36 protein-coding genes and 1 tRNA gene are annotated in these 22,406 nt (G+C 33.4%); 22 read left to right on the top strand and 15 right to left on the bottom strand.

What is annotated here, in order from left to right; all coding sequences use genetic code 11:
- Positions 1–23 precede the first annotated feature (23 nt).
- The 4 genes from NsoK4_RS04205 (at position 24) to NsoK4_RS04190 (ending at position 2,872) form a co-directional block, all read left to right on the top strand.
- A complete protein-coding gene (locus NsoK4_RS04205; RefSeq protein WP_211688459.1) occupies positions 24–518 on the top strand; it encodes a hypothetical protein in 495 nt (164 codons plus the stop codon).
- On the top strand, positions 515–1,069 hold the full coding sequence (locus NsoK4_RS04200) for a hypothetical protein (protein ID WP_211688457.1): 555 nt from the start codon (positions 515–517) through the stop codon (positions 1,067–1,069). Before NsoK4_RS04205 ends, NsoK4_RS04200 begins: the two co-directional genes overlap by 4 nt.
- A 138-nt stretch (positions 1,070–1,207) precedes the next feature.
- The gene (locus NsoK4_RS04195) at positions 1,208–2,059 is read left to right on the top strand and encodes a TrmB family transcriptional regulator (protein WP_211688455.1); all 852 of its coding nucleotides are present in this window, start codon (positions 1,208–1,210) and stop codon (positions 2,057–2,059) included.
- A gap of 75 nt (positions 2,060–2,134) precedes the next feature.
- Positions 2,135–2,872: an ATPase domain-containing protein gene (locus NsoK4_RS04190; RefSeq protein ID WP_211688453.1), complete on the top strand. Its 738-nt coding sequence runs from the start codon at positions 2,135–2,137 to the stop codon at positions 2,870–2,872.
- Here the strand turns inward: NsoK4_RS04190 and NsoK4_RS04185 are convergent, their stop codons facing one another.
- Both NsoK4_RS04185 and NsoK4_RS04180 read right to left on the bottom strand, forming a co-directional pair.
- Entirely contained in the window at positions 2,873–4,096 is a 1,224-nt protein-coding gene (locus NsoK4_RS04185; RefSeq protein ID WP_211688451.1) for a TIGR00300 family protein, read from the bottom strand. It abuts the gene before it with no gap.
- Between the two features lie 70 nt (positions 4,097–4,166).
- Entirely contained in the window at positions 4,167–4,514 is a 348-nt protein-coding gene (locus tag NsoK4_RS04180) for a hypothetical protein (protein WP_211688449.1), read from the bottom strand.
- Between the two features lie 73 nt (positions 4,515–4,587).
- Here NsoK4_RS04180 and NsoK4_RS04175 point away from each other — a divergent pair, with 73 nt between their 5' ends.
- Complete coding sequence (locus NsoK4_RS04175) at positions 4,588–4,893, top strand: hypothetical protein (RefSeq protein ID WP_211688447.1); 306 nt, start codon at positions 4,588–4,590, stop codon at positions 4,891–4,893.
- Here the strand turns inward: NsoK4_RS04175 and NsoK4_RS04170 are convergent.
- Genes NsoK4_RS04170 through NsoK4_RS10110 form a run of 3 tightly spaced genes read right to left on the bottom strand, consistent with a single transcriptional unit; the run spans position 4,890 to position 5,775 of the window.
- The gene (locus tag NsoK4_RS04170; protein ID WP_211688445.1) at positions 4,890–5,123 is read right to left on the bottom strand and encodes a hydrolase; all 234 of its coding nucleotides are present in this window, start codon (positions 5,121–5,123) and stop codon (positions 4,890–4,892) included. The two genes, NsoK4_RS04175 and NsoK4_RS04170, sit on opposite strands and share 4 nt — an antisense overlap.
- 1 nt (position 5,124) lies before the next feature.
- Positions 5,125–5,649: an HD domain-containing protein gene (locus tag NsoK4_RS04165; RefSeq protein ID WP_211688443.1), complete on the bottom strand. Its 525-nt coding sequence runs from the start codon at positions 5,647–5,649 to the stop codon at positions 5,125–5,127.
- Positions 5,650–5,652: 3 nt separating this feature from the next.
- Complete coding sequence (locus NsoK4_RS10110; protein WP_256438685.1) at positions 5,653–5,775, bottom strand: hypothetical protein; 123 nt, start codon at positions 5,773–5,775, stop codon at positions 5,653–5,655.
- A 71-nt stretch (positions 5,776–5,846) separates the two neighbouring features.
- Between NsoK4_RS10110 and NsoK4_RS04160 the strand changes: the two genes are divergently transcribed.
- From NsoK4_RS04160 to NsoK4_RS04135, 6 genes are all read left to right on the top strand, one after another.
- Positions 5,847–6,383 (top strand): cob(I)yrinic acid a,c-diamide adenosyltransferase, encoded by a 537-nt coding sequence (locus NsoK4_RS04160; protein WP_211688441.1) that lies wholly within the window; start codon positions 5,847–5,849, stop codon positions 6,381–6,383.
- Between the two features lie 44 nt (positions 6,384–6,427).
- Positions 6,428–6,501: transfer RNA gene (locus NsoK4_RS04155), tRNA-Phe, on the top strand.
- Positions 6,502–6,684: 183 nt separating this feature from the next.
- A complete protein-coding gene (locus NsoK4_RS04150; RefSeq protein WP_211688439.1) occupies positions 6,685–6,960 on the top strand; it encodes a hypothetical protein in 276 nt (91 codons plus the stop codon).
- A 36-nt stretch (positions 6,961–6,996) separates the two neighbouring features.
- Positions 6,997–7,236 carry a hypothetical protein gene (locus NsoK4_RS04145; RefSeq protein ID WP_211688437.1) on the top strand — a complete coding sequence of 80 codons (240 nt, stop codon included), beginning with the start codon at positions 6,997–6,999 and terminating at the stop codon, positions 7,234–7,236.
- Entirely contained in the window at positions 7,230–7,448 is a 219-nt protein-coding gene (locus tag NsoK4_RS04140; RefSeq protein ID WP_211688435.1) for an Lrp/AsnC ligand binding domain-containing protein, read from the top strand. The genes NsoK4_RS04145 and NsoK4_RS04140 overlap by 7 nt, the downstream gene beginning before the upstream one ends.
- Positions 7,449–7,482: 34 nt before the next feature.
- Entirely contained in the window at positions 7,483–7,896 is a 414-nt protein-coding gene (locus NsoK4_RS04135; RefSeq protein ID WP_211688433.1) for a VOC family protein, read from the top strand.
- Here the strand turns inward: NsoK4_RS04135 and NsoK4_RS04130 are convergent.
- The 3 genes from NsoK4_RS04130 to NsoK4_RS04120 form a co-directional block, all read right to left on the bottom strand.
- A complete protein-coding gene (locus tag NsoK4_RS04130; protein WP_211688431.1) occupies positions 7,893–8,279 on the bottom strand; it encodes a hypothetical protein in 387 nt (128 codons plus the stop codon). The two genes, NsoK4_RS04135 and NsoK4_RS04130, sit on opposite strands and share 4 nt — an antisense overlap.
- 71 nt (positions 8,280–8,350) lie before the next feature.
- Positions 8,351–8,722, bottom strand: a complete 372-nt coding sequence (locus NsoK4_RS04125) for a hypothetical protein (RefSeq protein ID WP_211688429.1) — start codon at positions 8,720–8,722, stop codon at positions 8,351–8,353.
- Between the two features lie 282 nt (positions 8,723–9,004).
- The gene (locus NsoK4_RS04120; RefSeq protein WP_211688427.1) at positions 9,005–9,814 is read right to left on the bottom strand and encodes an adenylate/guanylate cyclase domain-containing protein; all 810 of its coding nucleotides are present in this window, start codon (positions 9,812–9,814) and stop codon (positions 9,005–9,007) included.
- A gap of 203 nt (positions 9,815–10,017) precedes the next feature.
- Between NsoK4_RS04120 and NsoK4_RS04115 the strand changes: the two genes are divergently transcribed.
- Together NsoK4_RS04115 and ilvA are read left to right on the top strand one after the other, a co-directional pair.
- Positions 10,018–10,854 carry a hypothetical protein gene (locus tag NsoK4_RS04115; protein WP_211688425.1) on the top strand — a complete coding sequence of 279 codons (837 nt, stop codon included), beginning with the start codon at positions 10,018–10,020 and terminating at the stop codon, positions 10,852–10,854.
- 211 nt (positions 10,855–11,065) lie between these two features.
- Positions 11,066–12,274 carry a threonine ammonia-lyase gene (ilvA, locus tag NsoK4_RS04110; RefSeq protein WP_211688422.1) on the top strand — a complete coding sequence of 403 codons (1,209 nt, stop codon included), beginning with the start codon at positions 11,066–11,068 and terminating at the stop codon, positions 12,272–12,274.
- A 1-nt stretch (position 12,275) separates the two neighbouring features.
- Here ilvA and purE read toward each other — a convergent pair whose 3' ends face one another.
- Entirely contained in the window at positions 12,276–12,851 is a 576-nt protein-coding gene (gene purE, locus NsoK4_RS04105; protein WP_211688420.1) for a 5-(carboxyamino)imidazole ribonucleotide mutase, read from the bottom strand.
- A 98-nt stretch (positions 12,852–12,949) separates the two neighbouring features.
- Here purE and NsoK4_RS04100 point away from each other — a divergent pair, with 98 nt between their 5' ends.
- The 6 genes from NsoK4_RS04100 to NsoK4_RS04080 all read left to right on the top strand — a co-directional run bounded on the left by NsoK4_RS04100 (position 12,950) and on the right by NsoK4_RS04080 (position 16,311).
- On the top strand, positions 12,950–14,095 hold the full coding sequence (locus NsoK4_RS04100; protein WP_211688418.1) for a 5-(carboxyamino)imidazole ribonucleotide synthase: 1,146 nt from the start codon (positions 12,950–12,952) through the stop codon (positions 14,093–14,095).
- A 72-nt stretch (positions 14,096–14,167) separates the two neighbouring features.
- Entirely contained in the window at positions 14,168–14,554 is a 387-nt protein-coding gene (locus NsoK4_RS04095; protein WP_211688416.1) for a hypothetical protein, read from the top strand.
- Positions 14,555–14,560: 6 nt separating this feature from the next.
- The gene (locus tag NsoK4_RS10105; protein WP_256438684.1) at positions 14,561–14,689 is read left to right on the top strand and encodes a hypothetical protein; all 129 of its coding nucleotides are present in this window, start codon (positions 14,561–14,563) and stop codon (positions 14,687–14,689) included.
- Positions 14,686–15,213, top strand: coding sequence for a DedA family protein (locus NsoK4_RS04090; RefSeq protein ID WP_211688414.1), 528 nt, complete (start codon positions 14,686–14,688; stop codon positions 15,211–15,213). The genes NsoK4_RS10105 and NsoK4_RS04090 overlap by 4 nt, the downstream gene beginning before the upstream one ends.
- Before the next feature lie 35 nt (positions 15,214–15,248).
- The gene (locus NsoK4_RS04085) at positions 15,249–15,488 is read left to right on the top strand and encodes a hypothetical protein (protein ID WP_211688411.1); all 240 of its coding nucleotides are present in this window, start codon (positions 15,249–15,251) and stop codon (positions 15,486–15,488) included.
- Positions 15,489–15,639: 151 nt separating this feature from the next.
- Positions 15,640–16,311, top strand: a complete 672-nt coding sequence (locus NsoK4_RS04080) for a nucleotidyltransferase family protein (protein ID WP_211688409.1) — start codon at positions 15,640–15,642, stop codon at positions 16,309–16,311.
- Positions 16,312–16,319: 8 nt separating this feature from the next.
- Here NsoK4_RS04080 and NsoK4_RS04075 read toward each other — a convergent pair whose 3' ends face one another.
- Positions 16,320–16,511, bottom strand: coding sequence for a hypothetical protein (locus NsoK4_RS04075; RefSeq protein ID WP_211689078.1), 192 nt, complete (start codon positions 16,509–16,511; stop codon positions 16,320–16,322).
- Between the two features lie 56 nt (positions 16,512–16,567).
- Between NsoK4_RS04075 and NsoK4_RS04070 the strand changes: the two genes are divergently transcribed.
- The 3 genes from NsoK4_RS04070 to NsoK4_RS04060 are packed head-to-tail and all read left to right on the top strand — an operon-like array spanning position 16,568 to position 18,959.
- A complete protein-coding gene (locus tag NsoK4_RS04070) occupies positions 16,568–17,536 on the top strand; it encodes an LLM class flavin-dependent oxidoreductase (RefSeq protein WP_211688406.1) in 969 nt (322 codons plus the stop codon).
- Positions 17,533–18,645, top strand: coding sequence for a thiolase family protein (locus NsoK4_RS04065; protein WP_211688404.1), 1,113 nt, complete (start codon positions 17,533–17,535; stop codon positions 18,643–18,645). The genes NsoK4_RS04070 and NsoK4_RS04065 overlap by 4 nt, the downstream gene beginning before the upstream one ends.
- Entirely contained in the window at positions 18,642–18,959 is a 318-nt protein-coding gene (locus NsoK4_RS04060; RefSeq protein ID WP_211688402.1) for a zinc ribbon domain-containing protein, read from the top strand. Before NsoK4_RS04065 ends, NsoK4_RS04060 begins: the two co-directional genes overlap by 4 nt.
- On the opposite strand, the gene NsoK4_RS04055 is transcribed toward NsoK4_RS04060, so the two are convergent.
- The 5 genes from NsoK4_RS04055 to NsoK4_RS04035 all read right to left on the bottom strand — a co-directional run bounded on the left by NsoK4_RS04055 (position 18,952) and on the right by NsoK4_RS04035 (position 22,375).
- Positions 18,952–19,779, bottom strand: coding sequence for a hypothetical protein (locus NsoK4_RS04055; protein WP_211688399.1), 828 nt, complete (start codon positions 19,777–19,779; stop codon positions 18,952–18,954). The genes NsoK4_RS04060 and NsoK4_RS04055 overlap by 8 nt on opposite strands.
- Before the next feature lie 39 nt (positions 19,780–19,818).
- A complete protein-coding gene (locus tag NsoK4_RS04050; RefSeq protein ID WP_211688397.1) occupies positions 19,819–20,022 on the bottom strand; it encodes a hypothetical protein in 204 nt (67 codons plus the stop codon).
- Between the two features lie 268 nt (positions 20,023–20,290).
- Complete coding sequence (locus NsoK4_RS04045; RefSeq protein WP_211688394.1) at positions 20,291–20,719, bottom strand: hypothetical protein; 429 nt, start codon at positions 20,717–20,719, stop codon at positions 20,291–20,293.
- 144 nt (positions 20,720–20,863) lie between these two features.
- On the bottom strand, positions 20,864–21,487 hold the full coding sequence (locus tag NsoK4_RS04040; RefSeq protein WP_211688392.1) for a 2'-5' RNA ligase family protein: 624 nt from the start codon (positions 21,485–21,487) through the stop codon (positions 20,864–20,866).
- Between the two features lie 6 nt (positions 21,488–21,493).
- Positions 21,494–22,375, bottom strand: coding sequence for a CAP domain-containing protein (locus tag NsoK4_RS04035; protein WP_211688389.1), 882 nt, complete (start codon positions 22,373–22,375; stop codon positions 21,494–21,496).
- Positions 22,376–22,406 lie beyond the last annotated feature (31 nt).

Genomic DNA, 22,406 nt, shown 5'->3' with positions numbered 1-22,406 from the left:
AATTTTCAGGAGCCAGAATACCTATGCAATCTACTGAAAGTACACCCAAAGAGGGAGTACCAAATGTATCTTCCACACTTGATCAATTAAATAATTTGATTTCAGAATCCCTACAAATTTATGAATTAGAGAATCAAAAAGCAAACACAATTGATGATTTGTATAATTCACTAAAAATCATCACAGAGTTTTTGTCTTTTTCAGTAACCATTCATCCAGGCATATTTCATCTGCCAGAAGATTCACAAATTACTCTTCTCCCAAATCTAGACATGGTAATACGTTTAGCAAATGGAAAAACAGAAATTAAAAAAATCAGCGATTATTCACCAGATACCTTAACACAGATAATTCAATATGTGATTCCACAAATACTACAATTGATCACATCTGAAAAAGCATATCTTACTGAAAAAATTACCTTCTTGCGTTCTGCTACAAAACAATTGAGCCAATTGAGTAATCTTAGAAACGGGGCCACCACAACACCTGAGAATCCTGATGGTGTTCCTCAATGAATTCAAATCTAGTAATGCGATTTAATTCTGTAAATGAGTTACAGAGCCATATCAACAACAAAATAAAGTTACTTGAAGAAGATATTCAAGAGTATTCCAACATTCTTGGTGAAAAAATTAGAATGAATAATGACTCTAGCAAAGATGATCCTGAATTTTTAGAATTAAAAGAAAAACTAGAAAGCTCATCGGATTCTGAGAAAAAAAAGAAACCCTCAAAGAAAAAGAAAAATTCTCAATGGTATGATCTTGATGGCATCTTCATTTACAATGGTTTGGGGCTAAATGGAGAACTAGAACTATACTTTAAGGGAATTGATGAACTAAAATCTGAGCTTGAGTCCATGGAGAAAACAAAAAAGACCCTTGACATGGTTATTGAAAAAGGTCTCAAAGAAGATATGGGGTGTATTGTATATCTGAAAAACTCGGGACCTTTAGAAATTGCATTTTCCAAAAACGCCCAGACTCGCAAGAAATTCTCATTTCAAACGATCTATAGTGCAAAACCTGAAAATAATGAAAATTTGGTGAAAATGGAGAATAACTGAGAAAAATTGAATAATTTATTTAAATATACAAATACTTTCAATAACAAAAAAAGCAATCAAAACGATCGATCATATCAACAAATGTTAGCTAACTATCGATATAATCTAGTGTTTTCTAACGGAGGATCCTGAAAAAACATGGTAAAAGAAACTAATCAAATTTCAATATTTGACCCGGCACCAGACACCCAGATGTACGAGTACAAAATGTCTGTTGAAAAATTACAATCAGAATTATCAAAATACGGTTTAACATCAAACCAAAGCAAGGTGTTCATTTACCTTGGAAAGTATGGCTCAAAGACGGCTCCAGAAGTATGCAAGGCATTAAAACTTCCAAGAACCGAAACATACCATTTACTGTCTGCATTACAAAACAAAGGAGTAGTCACTGCAACATTTCAGCATCCAATCCAATTCAAGGCATTGCCTCTTGACAAAGCAATATGGATTCTAGTCAATTCTGAAAAAGAAAGAGTAAAAGGACTCGAAATGATGGAAAAAGACTTGTCAGAATTATGGAAAAACATTCCAGATTTTGATTCAGTTGAAGAATCGACAGAAGACAAATTTCAAATGCTTCAGGGTGCAAATCAAATTCATTCAAAGATTACAGAAATGACGGATAATTTCAAAGAAGAGTTTTTGATTTTAGGCTCTGAGAAAGATTTTCTAAAATTATATCATGGAGATTTCCTAGAGCAATTCATAAAATCAAAACAACAATTCAGAATATTGAGTTCTTGCACTTCAAAAACACTTTACATCTTTGATGATATTGAAAGAAAGAACATAAAATCCCTCAGTAAAGAAATTCAAAATAATCTTTGTTTCATTTTAAAAGACAATTCAGAGTTACTCTTCTTTACAAAGAATGCAAACAATTCAGACGAGCCCTTTGCAATGTGGACTGATTCTCCAGCATTAGTGTATTCGATGAAATTGTTGTTTGAATCACAGTGGTCAACCTCAAAAAATATTCATTTATAATTTTCCTAAACTCATACCTGTTAGAATTCAACTAGTCTTCCTCTTTATATACAAAAATCAGCATAGATTTTCTATATGAGTACCACCTATACAAAGGTCAAAACAGGAATTCCCGGGTTAGACTCTATAATTTCAGGAGGGTTAAAACAGGGACGTTCAATAGTTGTGTCCGGTCCTCCAGGTTCAGGCAAAACCACATTAGGATTGCAATTTCTATACAAAGGTGCAAAGGACTTTGATGAGCCTGGCGTATACATTACATTGTCTCAAAATATCAATGAGATAAAAAACGACTGTAAGATGTACGGATGGGATTTTGATGATTTGGTATCTAAAGATAAAATTTTGATGATAGATGCAAGACCATTTAAAATTTCAGAGGAATCTATAGGCAAGGATGATTCCCTGTACAGAGGAGAACAGATGCCTTTTGAGCATCTCACAAAGCTGATTCTCAGCAGCATTAAACGAATAGAGGCTAAGAGGATTGTGATTGACTCTATCACAATTTTAGAGATGCAATATGATGATGAATTTTATACCAGACAAGGACTTCAAGGATTAGTTCAAGCACTAGAAAATTATGGCGTGACATCAATTTTACTATCAGAGATTGTAGAAGACAACAAAATTCCACCTGAGTGGTTTGTATCATCTGGAGTTATACAATTACGTCATTCACGAAAACAAGACACTATGGAAAGATCCCTTCAAGTAACAAAACTTCGTGGTGTTAGACACAGTGATCAAATACATCCAATCGAACTAAGTGAAGATGGATTACATATTATGCATCCAAGACTGACCCCATAATTATCGAAGTTTTTTTACTTCTTGGGCAACAAGCGGCAAGAATGCTCCCACATCAGATACAATTCCTAATGCTTGCCAAGTGCCTCTATCCATAAGTTTTGTAACTGTTGGTTGGTTGATATCGACAACAATCACCTTGACTCCTGCAGGAAGCATGTTTCCTGTTGCAATAGAGTGAAGCATGGTGGAAATCATTATCACCATACTTGCATCCTTTAGAATTTTTTTGTATTCTCTTTGAGCTTGTGCAATATCAGTAATCACATCTGGAAGTGGACCATCATCTCTAATGGATGCTGCCAAAACAAATGGGACATTGTTCTTTACACATTCATAGAAAATCCCACTCTTGAGTTTCCCGCTTTTTACCATTTTTGGGATAGAGCCAGCCTTAAACACTGCATTAATTGTATCCATGTGATTCCTGTGACCTCTTTTTGCCAATGTTGCATCATGAACATACATGCCAAGCGATGTTCCAAGTGTGGCATATTCAATATCATGTACTGCCAAAGCATTTCCTGCCAAAACTCCATCAATATACCCACGTCTTATCAAGTCAGCAACTGCATTAGCAGCACCAGTGTGTACAATTGCAGGTCCTCCGACAATGACAATTTTTCCTCCGTTCTTTTTTGTTTGCAAAATATCTTGAGCTACTTTTTTTGCAATATGTTGTGTTGGTCTTTCACTTGAACTGCTGCTACCCATAAATGCAAAGATGTTTGCTTTATCTCGAGGTCTTTCAGGAGCTTGAACCTTTACGCCAATTTCATCAACTACCACTAGATCATTTTTCTTTACATCTCTTATTGGCACACAATATGCTTTATTGTTCTTCACAACGATACATTTGTCCATCATTTGATTTTCTACTGGAACCCACTTGTTGTTGTGAAATATCCATGTATCGTTGTTTGTTGTGCTGTAAAAATTATCTGGTAATACCATATCTTTAATTGCTTTTTTTAATTTGACTTGTTTTTCATTTTTAGGAGTTGCTCCTTCTCTGTGAATGTCATCTAGTATCTCTTCCAGATGTTTGGCGTTTTTTCCTGAAACAAGTAATCTTGCATGGCTAGTATCCTTTTTCTTTTTTCCAACATCTAACTCCAAAATCTCAAACTCTCCCCCCTGATTCATTATTTTGTCAAATATCTTGGTGAGTATCATTGAATCAATAAGATGACCATTAACTTCTACTTCTTGAGAATGCTTTTTCAACAATTTCAAACCTATTCATTCATTCAAAAATGTTTGGGGGTAAATTTAGGCACAAAATTTGTAAATTTTTTCATACGGGAAGAGTGACTTTTCCTTTGAATTCAGGAATATTATCTTCTTTGAATTTTTTTTCCAAAATATCTTTTTGCTCTTTTGTCACTCCTTGAACTATGGTCTTTGAGAATCCTTTATTGTCTACAAGTGCCAGAATATATCCACTGTTATCAGTAAGAACAAACCCTGCAGATTCATCAACAAATGCATAAAGATTTTCCTCACCAACAGGATTCCATATGTTGGATTTGTTGTCAGACAATGCTAATGCAGGCATTGCCTTACCATTTGTTAATTCATTAAGATATTCACGGGCTTGTGCTACTCTTTTTTGACCTAACTTTAATGCTTGAAAATATTGCACGATCAAATGTGATAATGATTGTTATAAAAACAATCTCAAAAGATTGTTATATCTTTTAAAATAAAATCAGAACATGCCTCTTACAAACAACGTCATAATCAAATTAAATGAAATCACCACAATGGTAGAGGATAAGAACAATCTAAAAGAAGAAGAAATACGAGAAATAAAATCTATTTTTAAAGACATTTTGAAAACAGGTGAAAGATATGATGTCGATGACATTGAGTCATGGTTTGAAAATGAGGGAACATGGACAAATAAAGCGTCACGTCTGAGAATCGTAAATTTGTCCCATTACGTCCAAGATAAATTTGATCAAACAGCAAAACTAAAGATCATTTCTGAAGAAGGGGATTCTTGTAGTTGTGGGAATTAAATCTCCAGTTGAGATAGCAGTCTGCTTATAATTTTGCCATTTTCACTTCTCTCATGTTGAATTTCTTTAATTCTTTTTTCTTGTTCTTTTGACTTTTCATCCAAAGAAATAATCTGAAAATATTCATCATCAAGTGTGTTGTTTGCCTGAAATCTCTTAATTACTTCAAAAAGAATACCTATTACTTGATTTTGTGCTTCAATTAACTCATCTTTATTTTTTTCAGACATACTATTGCTCTGTTATTTTTCTAAATAATTCTTTTAGTTCAAGGTATTTGATTTCTTTTTCTGAAGATTCTAAAAAGGATGTTACATCAACCCCGTTTGACTTTTCGTAAATCTTTGCCTGCAGTACCATTTCTAATTTATCAATTTCGTGAACTAGTTTTGCCTCAGGGGTATTTCTTTCCAAGAATTCATTCCATGAATCTAAAAACTGAGTTTTAATATTTTCTGGAAGTTTGTTCAAAATTTGCTCCATTGTATTTTTTTCTAAAACTCTTTTTTCATCTTTGGAAATTTGTTCAGGAGTTAAATCACCCGTAATTGACTCAGCCAAATCATGAATTAAACACATCTTCAAAACTTTTTGTGAATCAAGTTTTTTAATTTCAGAAAAAATTAATCCCATCATCGTCATAGAAAAAGTATGGTCAGAAACAGATTCTGGCTTTTTAAGTCCTAATTTGTCAATCCATCCCTGTCTGGGAACTTTTTTAAGATTGCAAACAATATTAAAAAAATCTAAGAGCAAGTTCTAATATTTTCTGGTATCGCCTTCTAATAAACCAGAACCATGATGAATTTTGTCTATGTGTTTTGATAGGTCATTATTGTTTTCAAATATTGAATCGCAGTACGGACATTTTGCTTCAGCCACAATAAGTTCAAAGCATTCTAAGTATTAAGGAATTCGAATAACATAATAGATCAAAAAATTATAAAATTTCAATGAAAATTTATACCAAAACTGGTGATGATGGTACCACTGGCCTTCAGGGAGATGTCAGAGTTTTAAAATCAGACCCTAGAATTTTTGCATATGGTGCAGTAGATGAGGCAAATGCTTCTCTTGGACTTGCATTAAGTCATAATCCAAATGAAGCAACCAAAAGAATTCTAACGTCATTGCAAAATGAATTGTTTGTAGTTGGTGCAGATCTGTCAAACCCTAACACAGATGATTCAAAAAACAGAGTAACATCGCAGATGGTTGCCAATTTAGAACAAATTATTGACACTCTTGAAACTCAGTTAGAACCTTTGAAAAACTTCATTTTGCCAGGAGGAGATATTGTTGCATCTCAACTTCATTTAACTCGAGCTATAATCCGAAGAGCAGAATCTTATGCGGTAATTGTCAATCAAAGTGAAAGTCTAAATGAAAATTGCCTAAAATATCTAAACAGGATTTCCGACTTGTTGTTTGTTTTGGCAAGAACTGTCAACAAAAGCAAAGGCAATCCCGATACTTTGTGGAAATCGTAGAAAAGACAACTTTTATTTCCTCATGAAATTCAAAATTTCTGAGTGCCGGGGTAGCTCAGCCTGGGAGAGCACTCGGCTGAAGACCGGGCTGTCGCGCGTTCAAATCCCGCCCCCGGCATCGTTTCATTGTTGTTTTATCGAGTCGAAAAAAATCATCATTAGACTCAAGATGTTTAATCGATCAAAAATTTTATGAGGATTTAACTAATCTACGAAAATGTTAGAATTTTGAACAAATTTTTTAAAAAAACGATTCTGCATAATACTTAAAAACAAGGCTACCTCTTGTTTTTCGACATTCATGGCTGAAAAAAAGGCAGCAAAAAAGACGAAAAAAACCACTGAAAAAAAGACTGCCAAACCAAAAGAAAAATCAAAGGCAACTAAATCCAAATCAAAAACTGCAAAATCCAAATCAAAGGCAACTAAATCCAAATCAAAAAAATCAAAAGAAGAACCAATTGATGACATGGGAATAGTAATCGTAGATGATGACATTACAGTTGATCAAGAAAAAATAAACGAAGAAAGAAGAGCATACCTTGAAGAGGCCCGTTCTCAGGAAGCTTTTGATTAAAGTAATCTTTATCCACTTGGACATACAATACAATACATGCGTGCATTATGTCTAATTACTGTAAAGCCAGGTAAAGTAGATACAGTTGTAGAGATTCTTAAAAAGAAACGAAAAATTGTCAAAGATGTGATGGTAGTCACTGGTAGAGCTGATATTAGCGTTATACTACAAGGAAATATTGATGAAATAAACAACATGGTAATTGATTTTAAAAAAATTAAAGAGATTGTCACAACTGAGACGTTAATTGAAGTTGAGGTGAATCTAGGATGGTAAGAGCCATAGTTTTGGTAAAATCTCCAAAAAAACTAATCGCAGCCAGACTGCGAAAAGTACAGTCTGTCTATGATTCTTTTCCTACCAGCGGCCAATTTGATGCTGTAGCAATTATTCAAGTCGACAAATTATCCAAAATTAAAGAAATCACCAACCAAATTCAGAAAATAAACGGTGTTGAAAGAACGGAAACTATGGTTGAGGTTCAATAACAAAGAATTTAACATACTTGGGAGGAGATAATTTGTGAACATCAAAAAAGTCGGAAATGTTATTTTGGCTGTTAAAGACATCGATAAATCCCTGAAGTTTTACCATGAAATCATTGGCCTTCCAATCAAGAACCAACGCCGTTCATGGGTAGATTTGGGAACATCTGGTGCTTTATTGAGTTTACATCCTGCATCACTAACTGCCCAGCATATTGGCAGTTCTATCGAAAATGGAATATCGATAGGATTCCTTGTTGGTGATGTCAAATCTGCCGTTGAGGAACTAAAATCAAAAGGAGTTAAAATCTACAGAGACATAGTAGAAAGAGAGGCTGGCAAAAATGCCATTGTTCAAGATCCTGATGATTATTTGATTTCATTGTTTGAACCAAACTTTGAAGACAAAGAACAACAAACTGGCGGATATCATGGATTTACACCAGCTTAGATTGTCTTTTTAATAGATGAGATAATCTTGTCTATGCCTTTTTCTTTTCTATCGATTGAAACATAGTAAGTCACATTATCTTTTTGGAAAACAACTATTGTAACTTTTTGATGTTGAAGTATAACATAGTCTAATTTCCCCACCGCATTTAGAGAATCTTTACGAAGTGTCATCAATGTAGATATAATAAAAAATTCATTTTTTACTTGTTCAGATTTTAACAAGGGTTTTACATTTGATCTAACAATTCCAGTTAACGTTCGCCCATAATTGTTTACAACTCCTGCATATCTTACACTTTTTGATATGTCAATGATCTTTTGACATTTTTTTCTATATTGAATAATTTGGTTTTTCCATTTCTCTGCAGGTGTTTTTACCATAATAAAAGCAAGAATTGCAAATTAATAAGGATTCTCAAATTATGAAAACAGATTTTTAGCTAAAAATTGTACTAATGTTCTTTTGTTTTGTCTAATTTCTTTTTTAGTTCCAAATTTTCTTTTAATAGTTTATCATTTTCTGATTTTAGAGTTTCAACTGTATTTTGTGTACTGTATAACGGGTGTCCAGGAGGTACAATTCCAGCAGAGTTCATTGTCATGAGTCCTGCAGCGTGTTGTTGATACATTTGTTGAAACCCTTGCAGTTTTTTAGTGATTGTTTCATTGTTTTGTGCAAATTTTTCTTTTAATGGATTTTCATAAATCTTAAACATCGGGTGAGATAGCCCAGGAGGCAATCGTGGAAATTGAAATGCAAGATGAGGGATGTTTGGATTTAATCCATAAAGGTCCATTAGTTGCTTAATTGCTAAATCTTCCACAAATAATTGACAGATTTTGCTATATTTTTGCCTTGTCTTTAGGCGTTTGATATAACAAATAGTGAACATTGAGTCATTTTAGCTCAAATTCAGCTGATCGCAGATCCTTATAGATTCCTAATTTTGATCGCTGTTACGCATGGCAGAAAAATCCAAGATGTGTATAAGGTGTAACAAGACAATAGAGAATGAAGAATTGCACAAAATTGTGATTTATGTTGTGCAAGAAAAATTCACTGAGCATCATTATGAACATGTAGAATGTCCAGGCAAATTTACAGTTTAACCTGTAAATTCATAGACTTTGTAAATCTCACCAGTTATTCTTGAACGGTATTTCCATTCATTGTTTTTCCAAACAACTTGTTTGAAATTTTTTTGTGTTGAAGGATGTAGTTTTTTGTAAACATCCTCACCAATTAAAATTTGATTTGTTTTTGCCATAGATTGTATTTTTGATGCAATGTTCATTACAGGACCCATTAAATCCACATGTGATGCATCAGGATTAGAACCATATCTTACAACAATACTTTGTCCAAAATCCAAACCAATCTTTGCCATCAAATCTGGGTAATCATATTGATTCAATATTGGATTGATTCCTTTTTGAATCACAGTTAGCATTGATTTTGCACATGTTACTGCATTATCAGCAGCCATCAAAGGATTGTCTTTTGCAACAAAATAACCAATCACAGCATCACCAACAAATTTCAAAACATATCCATTATGCAAATTAATTACTGATGCCATTTCTTGAGAAAATGAACTAATAATTATTGCCAGTTTTTCTTCAGGTAATTCTAGAGTCATAGTAGTAGAGCCAACTAAATCAACATACAAAACAACCATATCCACTTTTGAAAAAACATTTTTCCTAAGAAATTTGTCAGACTCATCTGTAATTCCTAAATACTCATATCCTTTTTTCAAGGCACCCCACACTCTCTTTTGGGTTTCTAAGATCATAGTTTCAGAATCAACAATCTTGTCTTTTTTTTGGCTAAGAAGCATGTCCACAACATTTGGACTTGTTGTAGAGGGGTCTGATTTTTTTTCAGTTTCGTCAACGGTATTGTTTTCAGTCATGTTTACTCCAATGGAAAATCTACTCCACAGATAGGACATTTTCCTCTATTCCCTTTATAACCCTCATCATAGTACTGAGAAATCTCGTTATTACAATGAATACATAGGAATTTCTCTCCAACCACGACAAAAATAGATTGAAATTTGTATATAAGATATCTTCTTCCTTAAGGTTTAAGGGCAATAAAATTTTGCTAACTCTTGTGAGATTAGGATCTAGATCTTCAAATGACTTCATGCAAATCCTAAACAAGAAAAATGAAGAAATCCAACAAGAATTCCTTTCTCGTATGAAAGATTTGACAAACATGATTGAAGCCAAAGTGATGATGGGAGATGCAACAGTCACGACACAGAAAACATTTGATCCAATGTCAGTAAGTAATTTTTTCAAAAAATTTACAAATAATCTAAAAGATTGGTCTATTCAAGAAGTCTCCATATCAAATAATGAGGACATCAGACGAATTTTTACCAAATTTGAAATCAGGGAAGGGAATTATTTAATTTCAGGACACCTTTCAATCCAATTTCACGTCTTATTGTATTACAAACCTGATCAAAGAGTAATTGATTGTCAAAAAGAACTTGCTGAAATTGTAGATCTAACAAAAAATAAAGAGCAAGAAATGGCAGATAACAGCGATCAGTTTGTTTTTAACAAACTCAAGGAAATGGGATACAAAGATTTTGATCATCAAAAACTATTTGAAATATTTTATGAAAACGATGAATTTAGGGAAAAAGTATACAAAGAAATTGAAAATGATGCAGAAGTTGATTTTAAAAAATTATCTGACAAAAAATTGAAATTATTTAATGAGTTAGATAGCTTGTTGGTAGAAACATATCAGATAACTCCTGTTTTGATTGACGATACTCGATTAGTTACTGGTGAAGAAGGATGTTTGTGTACATTTGACATAGAATATGTAAAAAATAAAACAAAAGAAGGATTGTTTGATCCTAGAAAAATGTCAGACACTGTCAAAGAAAGTATTTTAAAACGATTTAATGAAATTCATAATTTATTAAAATAATAAATATGATTTTATATTTATCATGAAGGTTAAGAACAAGGGACCGGATGCAGAAATACTTTCTGCGGAGGGGAGACCGATCCCTTGACTAATCAGAACATTTCAAAATAACTATTTAGGATTTTCTCAAAAATTACGCATAAAAATTGACAAATAATGAAATTTTGAAAAGCAAGAAGTCAAATATGTCAGAAAAAAAACAGAATTTCAAATGAATCCCACATATGATGAAATAACAAATGCAAATTCAATGAGAGGGCAAGAGATAAGAAAAACGCCATTGTTGTTTTCTCCAACATTTAGCAACATTACAGGTTCAAAGGTTTACCTAAAAGCAGAATTTCAACAGAAGACAGGTTCATTTAAAATTCGTGGTGCATATTATAAAATAAAATCATTATCCGATGAAGAAAAAAAATTGGGAGTTGTAGCTGCATCTGCAGGAAATCATGCACAGGGGGTCGCTTTTGCATCGTCACTTGAAAAAATACCATGCACCATAGTTATGCCAAAAAATGCATCACCGGCAAAAGTTGCTGCGACAAAAGGATATGGTGCAAATGTAATATTGGAAGGAACAAATTACGACGAGTCCTCTTCTAGGGCAAAAGAAATAGCTCAAAACACAGGATCTATGATGATACATGCATTTGACGATCCACAAATCATTGCAGCCCAAGGAGTGATAGGACTAGAAATTTTGGAAGATTTGCCAGATGTTGAAGAAGTATATGTTCCAATAGGTGGTGGTGGCTTAGCTGCTGGAACGTTAATTGCAATTAAAGAAAAAAATCCAAACGTCAAAGTTATCGGAGTACAATCCAGATCATTTCCATCCATGTATGAATCAATGAAAGAAGGAAAAATTACTGCAAGTGGCGGAGCTAGAACTATTGCAGATGGAATATCAGTAAAAGTGCCAGGTCAATTGACGTTTTCCATAATACAAGATTTGATTGATGATGTTGTATTAGTCGATGATGGTGAAATCACAAAAGCAATGTTTCTGCTAATGGAAAGAATGAAATTTGTGGTAGAACCTGCAGGAGCGGCAAGTTTAGCTTATCTAATTTCCAAAAAACCATCGCCGGGAAAAAAAGTTGTTGCAATTTTAGCAGGAGGTAATGTCGACATGTATCTTTTAGGTCAAATCGTAGATAAAGGGCTAGCAGCAATGGGAAGACTGTTGAAATTATCAATATTGCTTCCTGACAGACCAGGTGCATTTAAGACAATAGTTGATGAAATCAGTGCAGCTAATGCAAACATCGTAGAAGTAGTACATGACAGATTAAGTTCTGACATCAATGCAGGTTCAGCGGGAGTGACTCTAAGTTTAGAAACGCAAGGAAAGGAACAAGCTGACAAGTTAATAGAGTCGTTAAAGCAAAAAGACATTCAATTCAGATTATTAACATAATCTATTTGAATTTCTTTGATACAAATTTTGAGAGGCCTTGTTTTTTCATCTCTTCAGATTCTTTTAGAACAGAATTGTGTTGATTAGACTTATGTTGTTTTAGTTTCTTTTTCAAGTCAGGAAATTCATTGGCTAAAACTTTCATTGCATAAATTCCTGCATTTCCTGCTTTGTTTACCCCTACAGATACTACTGGAGAACCAGTTGGCATTTCAGTAATCGACAGCAATGAATCTAATCCTCCAAATGCAGAGAATTTTGTATTATCAGTTTTTTTTGCTTGTTTGTCGTTGTAAACAAGAATTGGAACTCCAATTACAGGAATAGTGGTATGCGAGGCAATCATGCCTGGAAGATGTGCTGCACCTCCGGCACCGGCAATTATCACTTTAAACCCACTCTTTTCTGCGTGTTGTGCATATTCTTCTAAACGAGTAGGAGTTCTATGTGCTGAAACAATTTGATCTTCATGTTTTATCTTAAATTCATCTAAAACTTCTGCAGCACCTTTCATAATTCTACTGTCAGAACTAGACCCCATAATTATGCCAATTAATGGTTTTTTAGAATAATTCATAATTATACAAAAACACAGTTAGTTATTATCTATAACTGTAGTTTCAAAATTCAAAAAATATCATTAGCTATTTTTAATCGAAAATCATTTGGTTTTTCATGAGTAAAGTTTTGGGCATTATTGGCGGAGGTCAGCTTGGAATGATGATTGCAGAAGCTGCAAAGTCAATTCCAGAACATGTGTCAAAAATTATTGTACTGGATCCGACTGAAAACTGCCCTGCTGCACAAGTAGGTGCTGAACAGATTGTTGCAGATTTTAAAGATGAAGCAGCAATTGTCAAATTGGCCGAAAAATCAGATATCATCACATATGAAATTGAATCAGGAGATAGTGATGTATTAAAATCCGTTGAAAGTAAGGCTGAGATTGAACCATCTCCAGAAACTCTAAAGATAATCCAAGACAAATTCTTACAAAAAACATTTCTCAATAACAACAATATTCCGGTGCCAGAATTTGTAGAAATATCTTCGATTGAAAATTTAGAAAAAAAATTAGAACATTTTGGATATCCCGCATTACTAAAAGCAAGGAGAGATGCTTACGATGGACGAGGAAATTTCAAAATAGACAATCCTGATCAAATCAAAGAGGCATTTGATTATTTCAAAGGTCAAAAATTAATGCTTGAAAAATTTGTCCCGTTTAAGATGGAAGTATCAGTAATTGCGGCAAGAAATACAAAAGGACAAATCAAAACATTTCCTCTAGTTGAGAATATTCATGAGGAAAACATACTAAGAGAGACAATTGCACCTGCAAGAGTATCAGAAGAAGTTGCAAAAAAAGCAGAAGATATTGCAAACAATACAATGACGGTACTAAAAGGTGCAGGCGTTTTTGGAATAGAGATGTTTGTCACGCAAGATGATCAAATTGTCATAAACGAGATTGCCCCAAGAGTTCATAATTCTGGACATCATACTCTTCAATCAAGTGAAACATCACAGTTTGAACAACACCTAAGAGCAATCCTCGGCTTAGAATTAGGCAATACCAAATTGGTATATCCAACCATAATGTACAATGTTTTAGGTTCAAAATCATTTGAAGGAAAATACAAACCAATTACAATGTCAGAACCAAATGTGTTTTTGAAAATGTATGGAAAAGAAATTTCCAAACCGTTGAGAAAACTAGGTCATTTTAACGTGGTAGGAAAAAACAATGAGAGTATAGAACAATTACTAAAGAAATTGGAACCCCTTAAAGAAAAAGTAGTAACACAACCAAGCAACTAAGCTTTAATTTACAAAAATCTAGTGCAGATAATACCCCAATCGTTTATTAATTAAATCAAAGCCAGATGTTTCATGGTATCCATCCCACATGTATTATCTGGAATTTCAATAATTCTTTTGACAATATATGGAGTAGATGTAATTGTGGGCGGTGGAGGTGCAGGAGAAGGATTCTTGCCATTTGATGCAATGACTCGAGGGATAGGATTTGGATTCCCACCAATAATATTGTCATTTATAGCATTTTTTATGTCACGCAATCCACCTTACAAGGGACTTGGAATCATGTTGATCATTACAGGAATATTGATAATAATTGGTGGTGCAATATCGATGTCAAGTGCAGGAGAGTCTGAAAATACTGCCAGAATGGCAGGAGAAGGCGGTGGTTTGATAGCAGTAGGCGCCATCATTGCAGCATTAGGCGGAATAAAGATAAAAAAATCCCTGTCAAATTAAAGATACATGCCTACTTGTACAAAATGCAACAACGACGTACCCAAAGTATATGATTGCGATCATACCGATTTTGAAGAATATTGCAAGGAATGCTATACTGAGCTTCATTACTATCTTACGGAAGAAAATAATTGAACGGAATAGAGTCATTCATAGAATTTGTAATTTCACTTGTTTCAGACAACATCTATCCAGGTGTTTTTGTTGCTGCATTACTTGAAACCGTTTTTCCGCCAATTCCAAGTGAGGCAATATTTCCCTTGGCAGGATATAGCATTCTAAAAAACAATATGAGTTATTTTCATATTTTTGGTGTCGGGGTTACTGGTGGAATGGGCGCAACAGTTGGTGCATTTTTGATATATCTTGTTGCAAAAGGCATAGGAAGGATAGGCTTGGTAAAATACATGAAATATGTACGAATTAAAGAATCTAGTTTGGACAAGGCAGATAGATGGTTTGAAAAATATGGTGACAAGTCAGTAATCATAGGAAGATTGATTCCCGGAATTCGAGAATTAGTTTCAATTCCTGCAGGAATTTTCAATATGAATCCAATAAAATTTCTAATTTACACCGTAATTGGATCATGTGTTTGGAGTACAGCACTTACTGCTGCAGGATATTATTTTGGTGTTGCAACTATAGAATTGTTTTAAACAAATAATACTTGTTTAAAAAAAATCAAAATCACATGTTGTCAGACAGAGAAATTGCAATTTATGCATTAGGAAAAACAGAAGGAGTTAACTCAATTGCAGAAACACTAGGAAAAGGACTAGATGACGAAAAATACATTGAATCTTGGAATAAAACAATGAAAATGTTAGGAGTAGAATTACCACTTAAAGAGTTAGAGAAGGTCTATAATGAATTTGCAAAAAAGATGGATGATGTTGTAAACTCTGAAAATGATTCAAAAAAACATGACTGATTTTGAAAATCCAAAAGACCATACCCAACATTATTGGATCAGGCACAAATCAGGATATTTGTTCCGTGGAATTTGTAAAAAAAGGAAAGAACAAAAATGATCGAATTTAGAAAACTCAAAGTTATAATGTCATGCCTTTTTTGAAAATATTATGAAGGCAATAATTTTAGCAGGAGGCAGAGGAAAGAGACTTCGCCCAATAACAGATTATGTTCCTAAACCACTAGTTCCATTAAAGAACACACCCATAATTGAATGGCAAATCAAGTATCTTAAAAAATTTGGAGTGGATGAAATCATAATTTGTACAGGATACAAAACAGAGATGATTGAAAATTATCTTGCAATGAAAAAAAACATGGGAGTTAAGATAAAATTTTCAAAAGAAAAATCTCCTCTAGGCACAGGCGGTGCAATTAAACAAGCTGCAAGAAAAATAAAAGATAGATCATTTTTTGTTCTTAACGGTGACACGATTACAAATATTGATTTGAGAAAAATGATAAAAAGTGACAATTCTATTGCGGCAATAGAATTGAGAACAAAATTTGGAATTATGGAAACAAAAGAAAACAAAGTAACAAAATTTCGAGAAAAAAAAGAGATTTCAGATTTATGGATGAATGCAGGGGTTTATCATCTGCTTAAAACAACTATCAAAGACCTGCCAGATAAAGGAGATATTGAAAAAACAGTTTTTCCAGATTATGCAAGAAAAGGAAATCTGAACACGGTTAAATTCAAGAATGTTAAATGGTATTCTGTAGATTCGTTTAAAGATATGGAAGAGTGTTCATTAGAAGTAGATAAAATAATAAAATAAGATGCCAATCAGGCACCGGTTCTATGCAGGGTCACCATCACATATGCAATTTCACTTACAAATGGTTCATCTTCATTTTTAGATGCTGCGTATTTGGTAGCATCTGCCCAAAAATTTCTCCCCGAGCTAGTTTCAACGTAAATCTGTTCACTCAATGATTTTAATTCAAAAGAGATTTCATAATAAACAACCTCAATCATAATTTACACATTACTAAAACAGATACACTAGAATATTCCAAGGAGATAACAAATTCATGCGAATTTCATATAGTTTAGGCTCGCTTTTGACTATTGAGCAAGTTTTAGAGTGCTCAAGAATTCTTTCTGCCACTAAAACAGATACAGTTTGGATTCCTGAGACATGGGGAATGGAAAATTTTACAATGCTTGGCATTGTTTCGCAGTATTCTCAAAATTCAAAAATAGGTTCTTCTATCATCAACATCTATTCACGTAGTCCTTCATCAATTGCTATGGGAGCTGCAACAATAGACACAGTATCTAAAGGCAGATTGATCTTAGGGCTTGGAACAAGTAGTATTCCAATTGTAGAGGACTTTCACGGATACAAATTTGAAAAACCAGTAACAAGGATGAAAGAATATGTAGAAATTATACGATTGGCATTGTCTGGAAAAAAAATATCATATGACGGAAGAATTTTTAATTTGAAGAATTTCTCACTATTGATCAAACCCCCTAGAGAACACATTCCAATCTATCTGGCAGCAGTAAATCAAAAAATGGTCAATTTGGCATGGGAAATTGCAGATGGTGTGATATTTTATTTACGACCAATAAACGAATTGAAAGAAACTATCCAAAAAATGCAACAAAAGAAAAAACTTGACGTAACATGTCAATTAATCACTTGTGTGTCGGAAGATTCAGAAGTTGCGAGAACTCGTGCCAAGCAAACACTTGCATTTTATGTATCTGTAGGAAAAATTTACAGAGAGTTCCTTGCAAAACATGGATATGAATCTGAAACAAGTCAAATATTTGAAGAATTTAAGAGATCAGGGTTTAAAACAAATTATGAATTAGTTACAGACAAGATGCTTAGCGAATTGACAGTTTGTGGAACTCCTGATGAATGCAAGAAACAACTAGTAAAATTTAATGAAACAGGAATTAATTTGCCCATTATTCAATTTAATCCCGTGGGCGATGTGGGTGATTCATTCAAATTATTTGTAAAGACTTTTTCTGATGAAAAATGAATTGTAAAGTAGGTATTGCAGCATATGGAATGACAAAATTTACAAGAAATGATAGTAAAATTGAATCAGTATTATTAGAGTCTGTAAAAAATTTATTTCACAACAGTTCAAACTTAAACCAAAGAGATGTGGATGCAGTTTTAGTCTCTACAAACAACAATTCAAAATACTTAGGTTCAGTATTATCTGAAATTGCAGGAATACAACCAAAAATTGCCCACACCATTGAGAGTCTTTGTAATTCTGGAACAAATGCTATTGTTTCAGCATATTCCTATATCGCATCAGGATTGGCAGATGTGGTTTTAGTTTCAGGTGCTGAAAGATATGACAGTCCAGGACAGATCCTCGAGTGGGATAATTCCAGAGGAGAATTCAAACATCCAATATTTTGGGCGTCTATTTTTACTAAAGCATACAAAAACGAGTACAATGTAAAAGAAGAAGAACTTGCCCTAGTTTCTGTCAAAAATCACAAATTAGCTCAAAAGAATCCATATGCATTATCAGAAAAAGAATACACCGTTGATGATGTAATTTACTCCAAAAAACTAACAGAGGATCTCAGACTGCTTGACTGTTCACGTCCATGCACAGGAGGAGCATCCATAATTTTAGCATCCGAAGACACAATTAGAAAGTACACAAATGAACCCATTTGGATTAAAGGCATAGGTCAGAAAACAACATCTGCAAGTTTTTCAAAAAATATCACATTTAGTTCCATGGAATCATCAAGAATTGCTGCTCAGACAGCACTAAAAATGTCTGATAATCAGCCAAAAGATGTTGACGTTATGGAAGTTCATGATGCATTTTCAGTATGTGAACTTATGGCTTTAGAGGCAATAGGAATCACAAAAAGCGGAAAAGGTATTGATTATGTAAAAGAATTACTTTCAACAAACAATACAAAAGTAAATCCACGTGGAGGGTTAATAGGGGCAGGGCATCCTTTAGGGGCAACAGGAATAGCTCAAACAATTGAAATCACACAGCAATTACAAACAAAAGCAAATTCAAGACAAGTCGAAAATCCAAAATTAGGACTTGTTCACAACATGTCAGCTGCATCAACTTCGTCAACAGTATTGGTGTTGGAAAATTGAATATAGAAAAAGAAATAGAAAAAGGTAATTTTGTGCTTGGTGAATGTGCACAGTGTAGAAAAACAATATGGCCACCATCAGATTATTGTAACGTGTGTTTTGGAGAAGTCGTAATAAAAAAAGGCCCATTTGAAGGTAAAATTATAGAGTTTTCTAAAAAAGAACAAGATTATTTTTGTTTGGCAAAATTTTCAGACCATGTGAAAATAATTGGAAGTGTTTCAGAAGCACCTCAAAACAATCAAAGAGTGCATGTAAAAAAGTGTGGTATTAAAAATGGAAGTTATTTTTTTGAGTTTTCATTGATCAGATAAATTTTGTAAAAATGTAAGGAGTGTCCAGATCCTGATCGAATGTCCACACGGTTGGAAGAAGTATTGTTTTGAGTTCAATCAGATTGTGTTTTTCAATCAATCCACTCCATCCTCCAGATTTTTGATTTCCTGAAAGTTGTCTTTTAGAGTGTGAACCGGCAAATACGATGCAAGTGGTTTGTTTAAGATTTGAAATGGAATTTATTTTTTCAATAATGCTTGTTGCCAATACATCACCCCCCATCTGAGACAACCCTCCAATGAAAAATACAGGAGATGTGAAATTAAAAGAAGAATAATCAAATTCTAATGCATCAGCACAGTTGGGATTAAAATTGATTCCCGTAGATGACACAACAACCTTTTGTAAATCCACCAACACGTCATCAATCTCAATACCATGAGAATCCATTTTTAGAATTTTTCCACAATATGCAATTCTACCATCGCCAGAGCCAATATCAACCAATTCTCTAAATCCTAGTTCTTTTGCAGTTAATGCCATTAGATATGCAGACAGAATCCATGTCGGGTAAAACGGTTGACAGCTAGAACCATGTTTTATACTGTTTAACCAGTATTCGTTGATATCTCCTTCATAAACCATACATGAAACATCTAAAATTTTTTGCTCATAGGAATTTCCATAAATTGGATTTTTTTTGGCAAAATTATGTAATGCATCAATGTCATCTTGTGGAAAAGGGAATTCATCCGTAGAAGATGTAGGAATTATTTCCTGGATGTGGCTGGTTCCAGTATACTTTTTTGCAAACTCCTGTTTTAATGCACATAAAGTCTGTGCATATTTTTCAATCATGTTGGAATTTATCAAAAGGGATTCATAAACTCACTGAAATCAAAGATGTACTTCTGATGAGTTTTCACTAAGCATAATTCTAATTTCGTTTTCAATTTTTTTGAGTTCCTCAATTGTCATGTTCATTAATTTTTGAGTATCCGCAGAATCTTCATCATCAAATCCTCTAAATTCCAGATGTTTTAACGTGTACAAATAGAAATCTCGTTTTTCAAGCAATTTTTCTAATAAAATTTCAGACATCAATAATTGAGGGGGTTTCTAGTATTTTAGGCATTGTTGAAAAATGTTCGATGACTTCAGAATAGCTGATTTTCAGCAGTCACCGAGATTCAAATGAATCGTTCTGATTACATGATCGTTTTAAAAAAATATTTCATTTTTACTACATATGACTAACTTCTAACATTTTATTGAGTTATTATGTAACATCTTTAATTAATTGGAAGGTTATTTTTGATCAGATTTCCCTAGAGAAGAAATAATCCAAATATGTTGATGAATACATATTCTAAATTGCTTCTTTATTCCATTCTTTAGTCCATTTAATCAAAAAATAAAACAAAACTGGGATTTTCCCAAACCACATAATTACCATTAAAAGCAGCATAGCACTACTGATTGAAGAATCGATATCTAATCTAACAGATATTGCCAATGGAATAATTCCTCCAACGGTCAAAATTAAACTGATGATCAAGCCATATCCTAATTTTTCAATTTTATAAAATGGGTATAACCAAACAAACGGAATTATCAAACCGAGTAGTAGAATTCCAATTTGAAAACCTAAGCTAACTTTCTCACGTTGTGGCTTGCCTTTAGTCTGAATATCTTTAATCTTGAGTAAGCAAGATTTGCATAATTTGTCACCATTCTGCATATTTTCAGGTGGTCTATATCCACTTCGAAGTATATCTTTTCTACTACCAAAACTCAAAAAAGACACCATCTTTTTTTTACATGAAAAGCAATTGCCCACACAATTTTGAATATTATATGAATTTAAGCATTTTAAGTTCTAACTTGGTGACAGATATTTTAGATCCTATTTGTTACCAAATCATTTTTTAATTTAGAAATATCAATTTCTTAGATGACGTTTACTTAATGACTGCCTTCGATTCAATAGTCTTTTAGTTGGAAATTCATATTCATACATAATTTTACCTTGTTTTAGCAAAGTTACTCTTAATGCAACTCCTTGAGTTTTTATTTCATAATTTTGGAGGTATTCCCAAATTTTATCAAATTTGTAATGTATGTCTTTCATCGCTATGGTTGCATGAAATTTGAACTTGTCACGTGAATCATGGGATGTGTTTACTGCATCTGTGAATTTGAGTAGTTGTTTTGCCAATTTCTGCCTAAAATCTTTTAGATCATTACTTGGGACAATTTTCAGATAGATGACATTTTTCTTGGATGATGTAGTGATAAATAGAAATTTTTTCTTTAGTTCAAAATAATCAAACCCATCAATTTCATATGGTAATTCTGAATATGCAGAACCTACCTCGCCTATAGTATGGATTACATCTCGCATTGATTTTGTTCCAAATGGTCCAAATAGGGTAACATGGGGCACGGGTCTTTTTCTGACTTGGCCTCTAACTCGAAATTTGTGAAAAATGTCATAGATTAATTGTCTTGCCAGATGTTTTGGTTCTCCCATTAAACGAATTTCAATAAGATAGGGTCGCAACATAAGCCATCAACAGAAATTTTGAGTGATGTAGACTTTATCATCATCAGCTATTTCTACTCCAATTCCTTCTCTATCAAATGTTTTTGTGAGAATGTTTTGTCTATGGCCTGGTGAATCCATCCACCCATCAACAGTAGATGTTGCAAGTTCTTCTAGAGTATTCCAGTCATATGATGTAGGAATTCCATTTGTGTACCATACAGTATCATAGAGATTGTTTTGAAAGATATTTTCTGCAATTCCTTCATAGATTAGATTTCCAATTACTTTATGGCATCTATATCCTTGGGAAGATGCTCTATCAGTAGGGTCATTTCCTTCGGGGGAATCATGAGAGAAATAGTTTCTTGATGCCATATCTTGGCTATGATGTCTTGCTATGTTTGATAATTCATCATCAAAACTCAATGCAGCAAGTCCATTTTGAAGTCTGTATTGATTGGTCAGATGATGAACCTGAAACTCCAGTTTTATTTTGTCTATTACGGGTTTTTTGTTTATTGGATTGTTTTCCTGAATAGATTTAGGAATGTTTTTGATGTTTTCAACCGTAATATCGGCAGGCTCTATCTGTACATTTTCTAATTGTTGATCAATTGTTTCTCTAAGAATTGTACTTGTGTCTGTTGCAATGTCTTTGGCAGTTTTTCCTGCATCCTGAAGTGTTTGAGGCATGTTTTGAATTGATTTATCCAGATTGTCTTTGTTGATTTCAAATATTCCATTAGAATATGCAAAAAATGCAATCCCTATTACTAGAACAACAGTTATTCCTGATGCAATCTTTTTTCCCTGTTTTTTCTTGTAGGAACGGCCGTAGGAACGCTTTCCACATTTTGTACAAACAAAATAGCCTTGAGTATAGACAAAGTTATGACTGCAGCCCATGATTGTAGAAATATTTTATGAACTTAAGCAT

Origin of the sequence: Nitrosopumilus sp. K4 (genome assembly GCF_018128925.1) — an archaeon.
GTDB lineage: Archaea > Thermoproteota > Nitrososphaeria > Nitrososphaerales > Nitrosopumilaceae > HKST03.
Note: the sequence above shows the minus strand (reverse complement) of the source record. Positions and strands in the feature narration are given on the sequence as shown.

Bases quoted from the DNA above. Each gene is read 5' to 3' on its own strand.
- NsoK4_RS04085 (WP_211688411.1), top strand. From the start codon at position 15,249: ATGTTGTCAGACAGAGAAATTGCAATTTATGCATTAGGAAAAACAGAA.
- NsoK4_RS04130 (WP_211688431.1), bottom strand. From the start codon at position 8,279: ATGGTAAAAACACCTGCAGAGAAATGGAAAAACCAAATTATTCAATAT.
- NsoK4_RS04095 (WP_211688416.1), top strand. From the start codon at position 14,168: ATGGTATCCATCCCACATGTATTATCTGGAATTTCAATAATTCTTTTG.
- NsoK4_RS04175 (WP_211688447.1), top strand. From the start codon at position 4,588: ATGCCTCTTACAAACAACGTCATAATCAAATTAAATGAAATCACCACA.
- NsoK4_RS04035 (WP_211688389.1), bottom strand. From the start codon at position 22,375: ATGGGCTGCAGTCATAACTTTGTCTATACTCAAGGCTATTTTGTTTGT.
- NsoK4_RS04050 (WP_211688397.1), bottom strand. From the start codon at position 20,022: ATGTCTGAAATTTTATTAGAAAAATTGCTTGAAAAACGAGATTTCTAT.
- NsoK4_RS04100 (WP_211688418.1), top strand. From the start codon at position 12,950: ATGAGTAAAGTTTTGGGCATTATTGGCGGAGGTCAGCTTGGAATGATG.
- NsoK4_RS04160 (WP_211688441.1), top strand. From the start codon at position 5,847: ATGAAAATTTATACCAAAACTGGTGATGATGGTACCACTGGCCTTCAG.
- NsoK4_RS04200 (WP_211688457.1), top strand. From the start codon at position 515: ATGAATTCAAATCTAGTAATGCGATTTAATTCTGTAAATGAGTTACAG.
- NsoK4_RS04170 (WP_211688445.1), bottom strand. From the start codon at position 5,123: ATGTCTGAAAAAAATAAAGATGAGTTAATTGAAGCACAAAATCAAGTA.
- ilvA (WP_211688422.1), top strand. From the start codon at position 11,066: ATGAATCCCACATATGATGAAATAACAAATGCAAATTCAATGAGAGGG.
- NsoK4_RS04055 (WP_211688399.1), bottom strand. From the start codon at position 19,779: ATGATTGAAAAATATGCACAGACTTTATGTGCATTAAAACAGGAGTTT.
- NsoK4_RS04040 (WP_211688392.1), bottom strand. From the start codon at position 21,487: ATGTTGCGACCCTATCTTATTGAAATTCGTTTAATGGGAGAACCAAAA.
- NsoK4_RS04140 (WP_211688435.1), top strand. From the start codon at position 7,230: ATGGTAAGAGCCATAGTTTTGGTAAAATCTCCAAAAAAACTAATCGCA.
- purE (WP_211688420.1), bottom strand. From the start codon at position 12,851: ATGAATTATTCTAAAAAACCATTAATTGGCATAATTATGGGGTCTAGT.
- NsoK4_RS04150 (WP_211688439.1), top strand. From the start codon at position 6,685: ATGGCTGAAAAAAAGGCAGCAAAAAAGACGAAAAAAACCACTGAAAAA.
- NsoK4_RS04205 (WP_211688459.1), top strand. From the start codon at position 24: ATGCAATCTACTGAAAGTACACCCAAAGAGGGAGTACCAAATGTATCT.
- NsoK4_RS04075 (WP_211689078.1), bottom strand. From the start codon at position 16,511: ATGATTGAGGTTGTTTATTATGAAATCTCTTTTGAATTAAAATCATTG.
- NsoK4_RS04195 (WP_211688455.1), top strand. From the start codon at position 1,208: ATGGTAAAAGAAACTAATCAAATTTCAATATTTGACCCGGCACCAGAC.
- NsoK4_RS04080 (WP_211688409.1), top strand. From the start codon at position 15,640: ATGAAGGCAATAATTTTAGCAGGAGGCAGAGGAAAGAGACTTCGCCCA.
- NsoK4_RS04120 (WP_211688427.1), bottom strand. From the start codon at position 9,814: ATGACTGAAAACAATACCGTTGACGAAACTGAAAAAAAATCAGACCCC.
- NsoK4_RS10105 (WP_256438684.1), top strand. From the start codon at position 14,561: ATGCCTACTTGTACAAAATGCAACAACGACGTACCCAAAGTATATGAT.
- NsoK4_RS04145 (WP_211688437.1), top strand. From the start codon at position 6,997: ATGCGTGCATTATGTCTAATTACTGTAAAGCCAGGTAAAGTAGATACA.
- NsoK4_RS04070 (WP_211688406.1), top strand. From the start codon at position 16,568: ATGCGAATTTCATATAGTTTAGGCTCGCTTTTGACTATTGAGCAAGTT.
- NsoK4_RS04065 (WP_211688404.1), top strand. From the start codon at position 17,533: ATGAATTGTAAAGTAGGTATTGCAGCATATGGAATGACAAAATTTACA.
- NsoK4_RS04190 (WP_211688453.1), top strand. From the start codon at position 2,135: ATGAGTACCACCTATACAAAGGTCAAAACAGGAATTCCCGGGTTAGAC.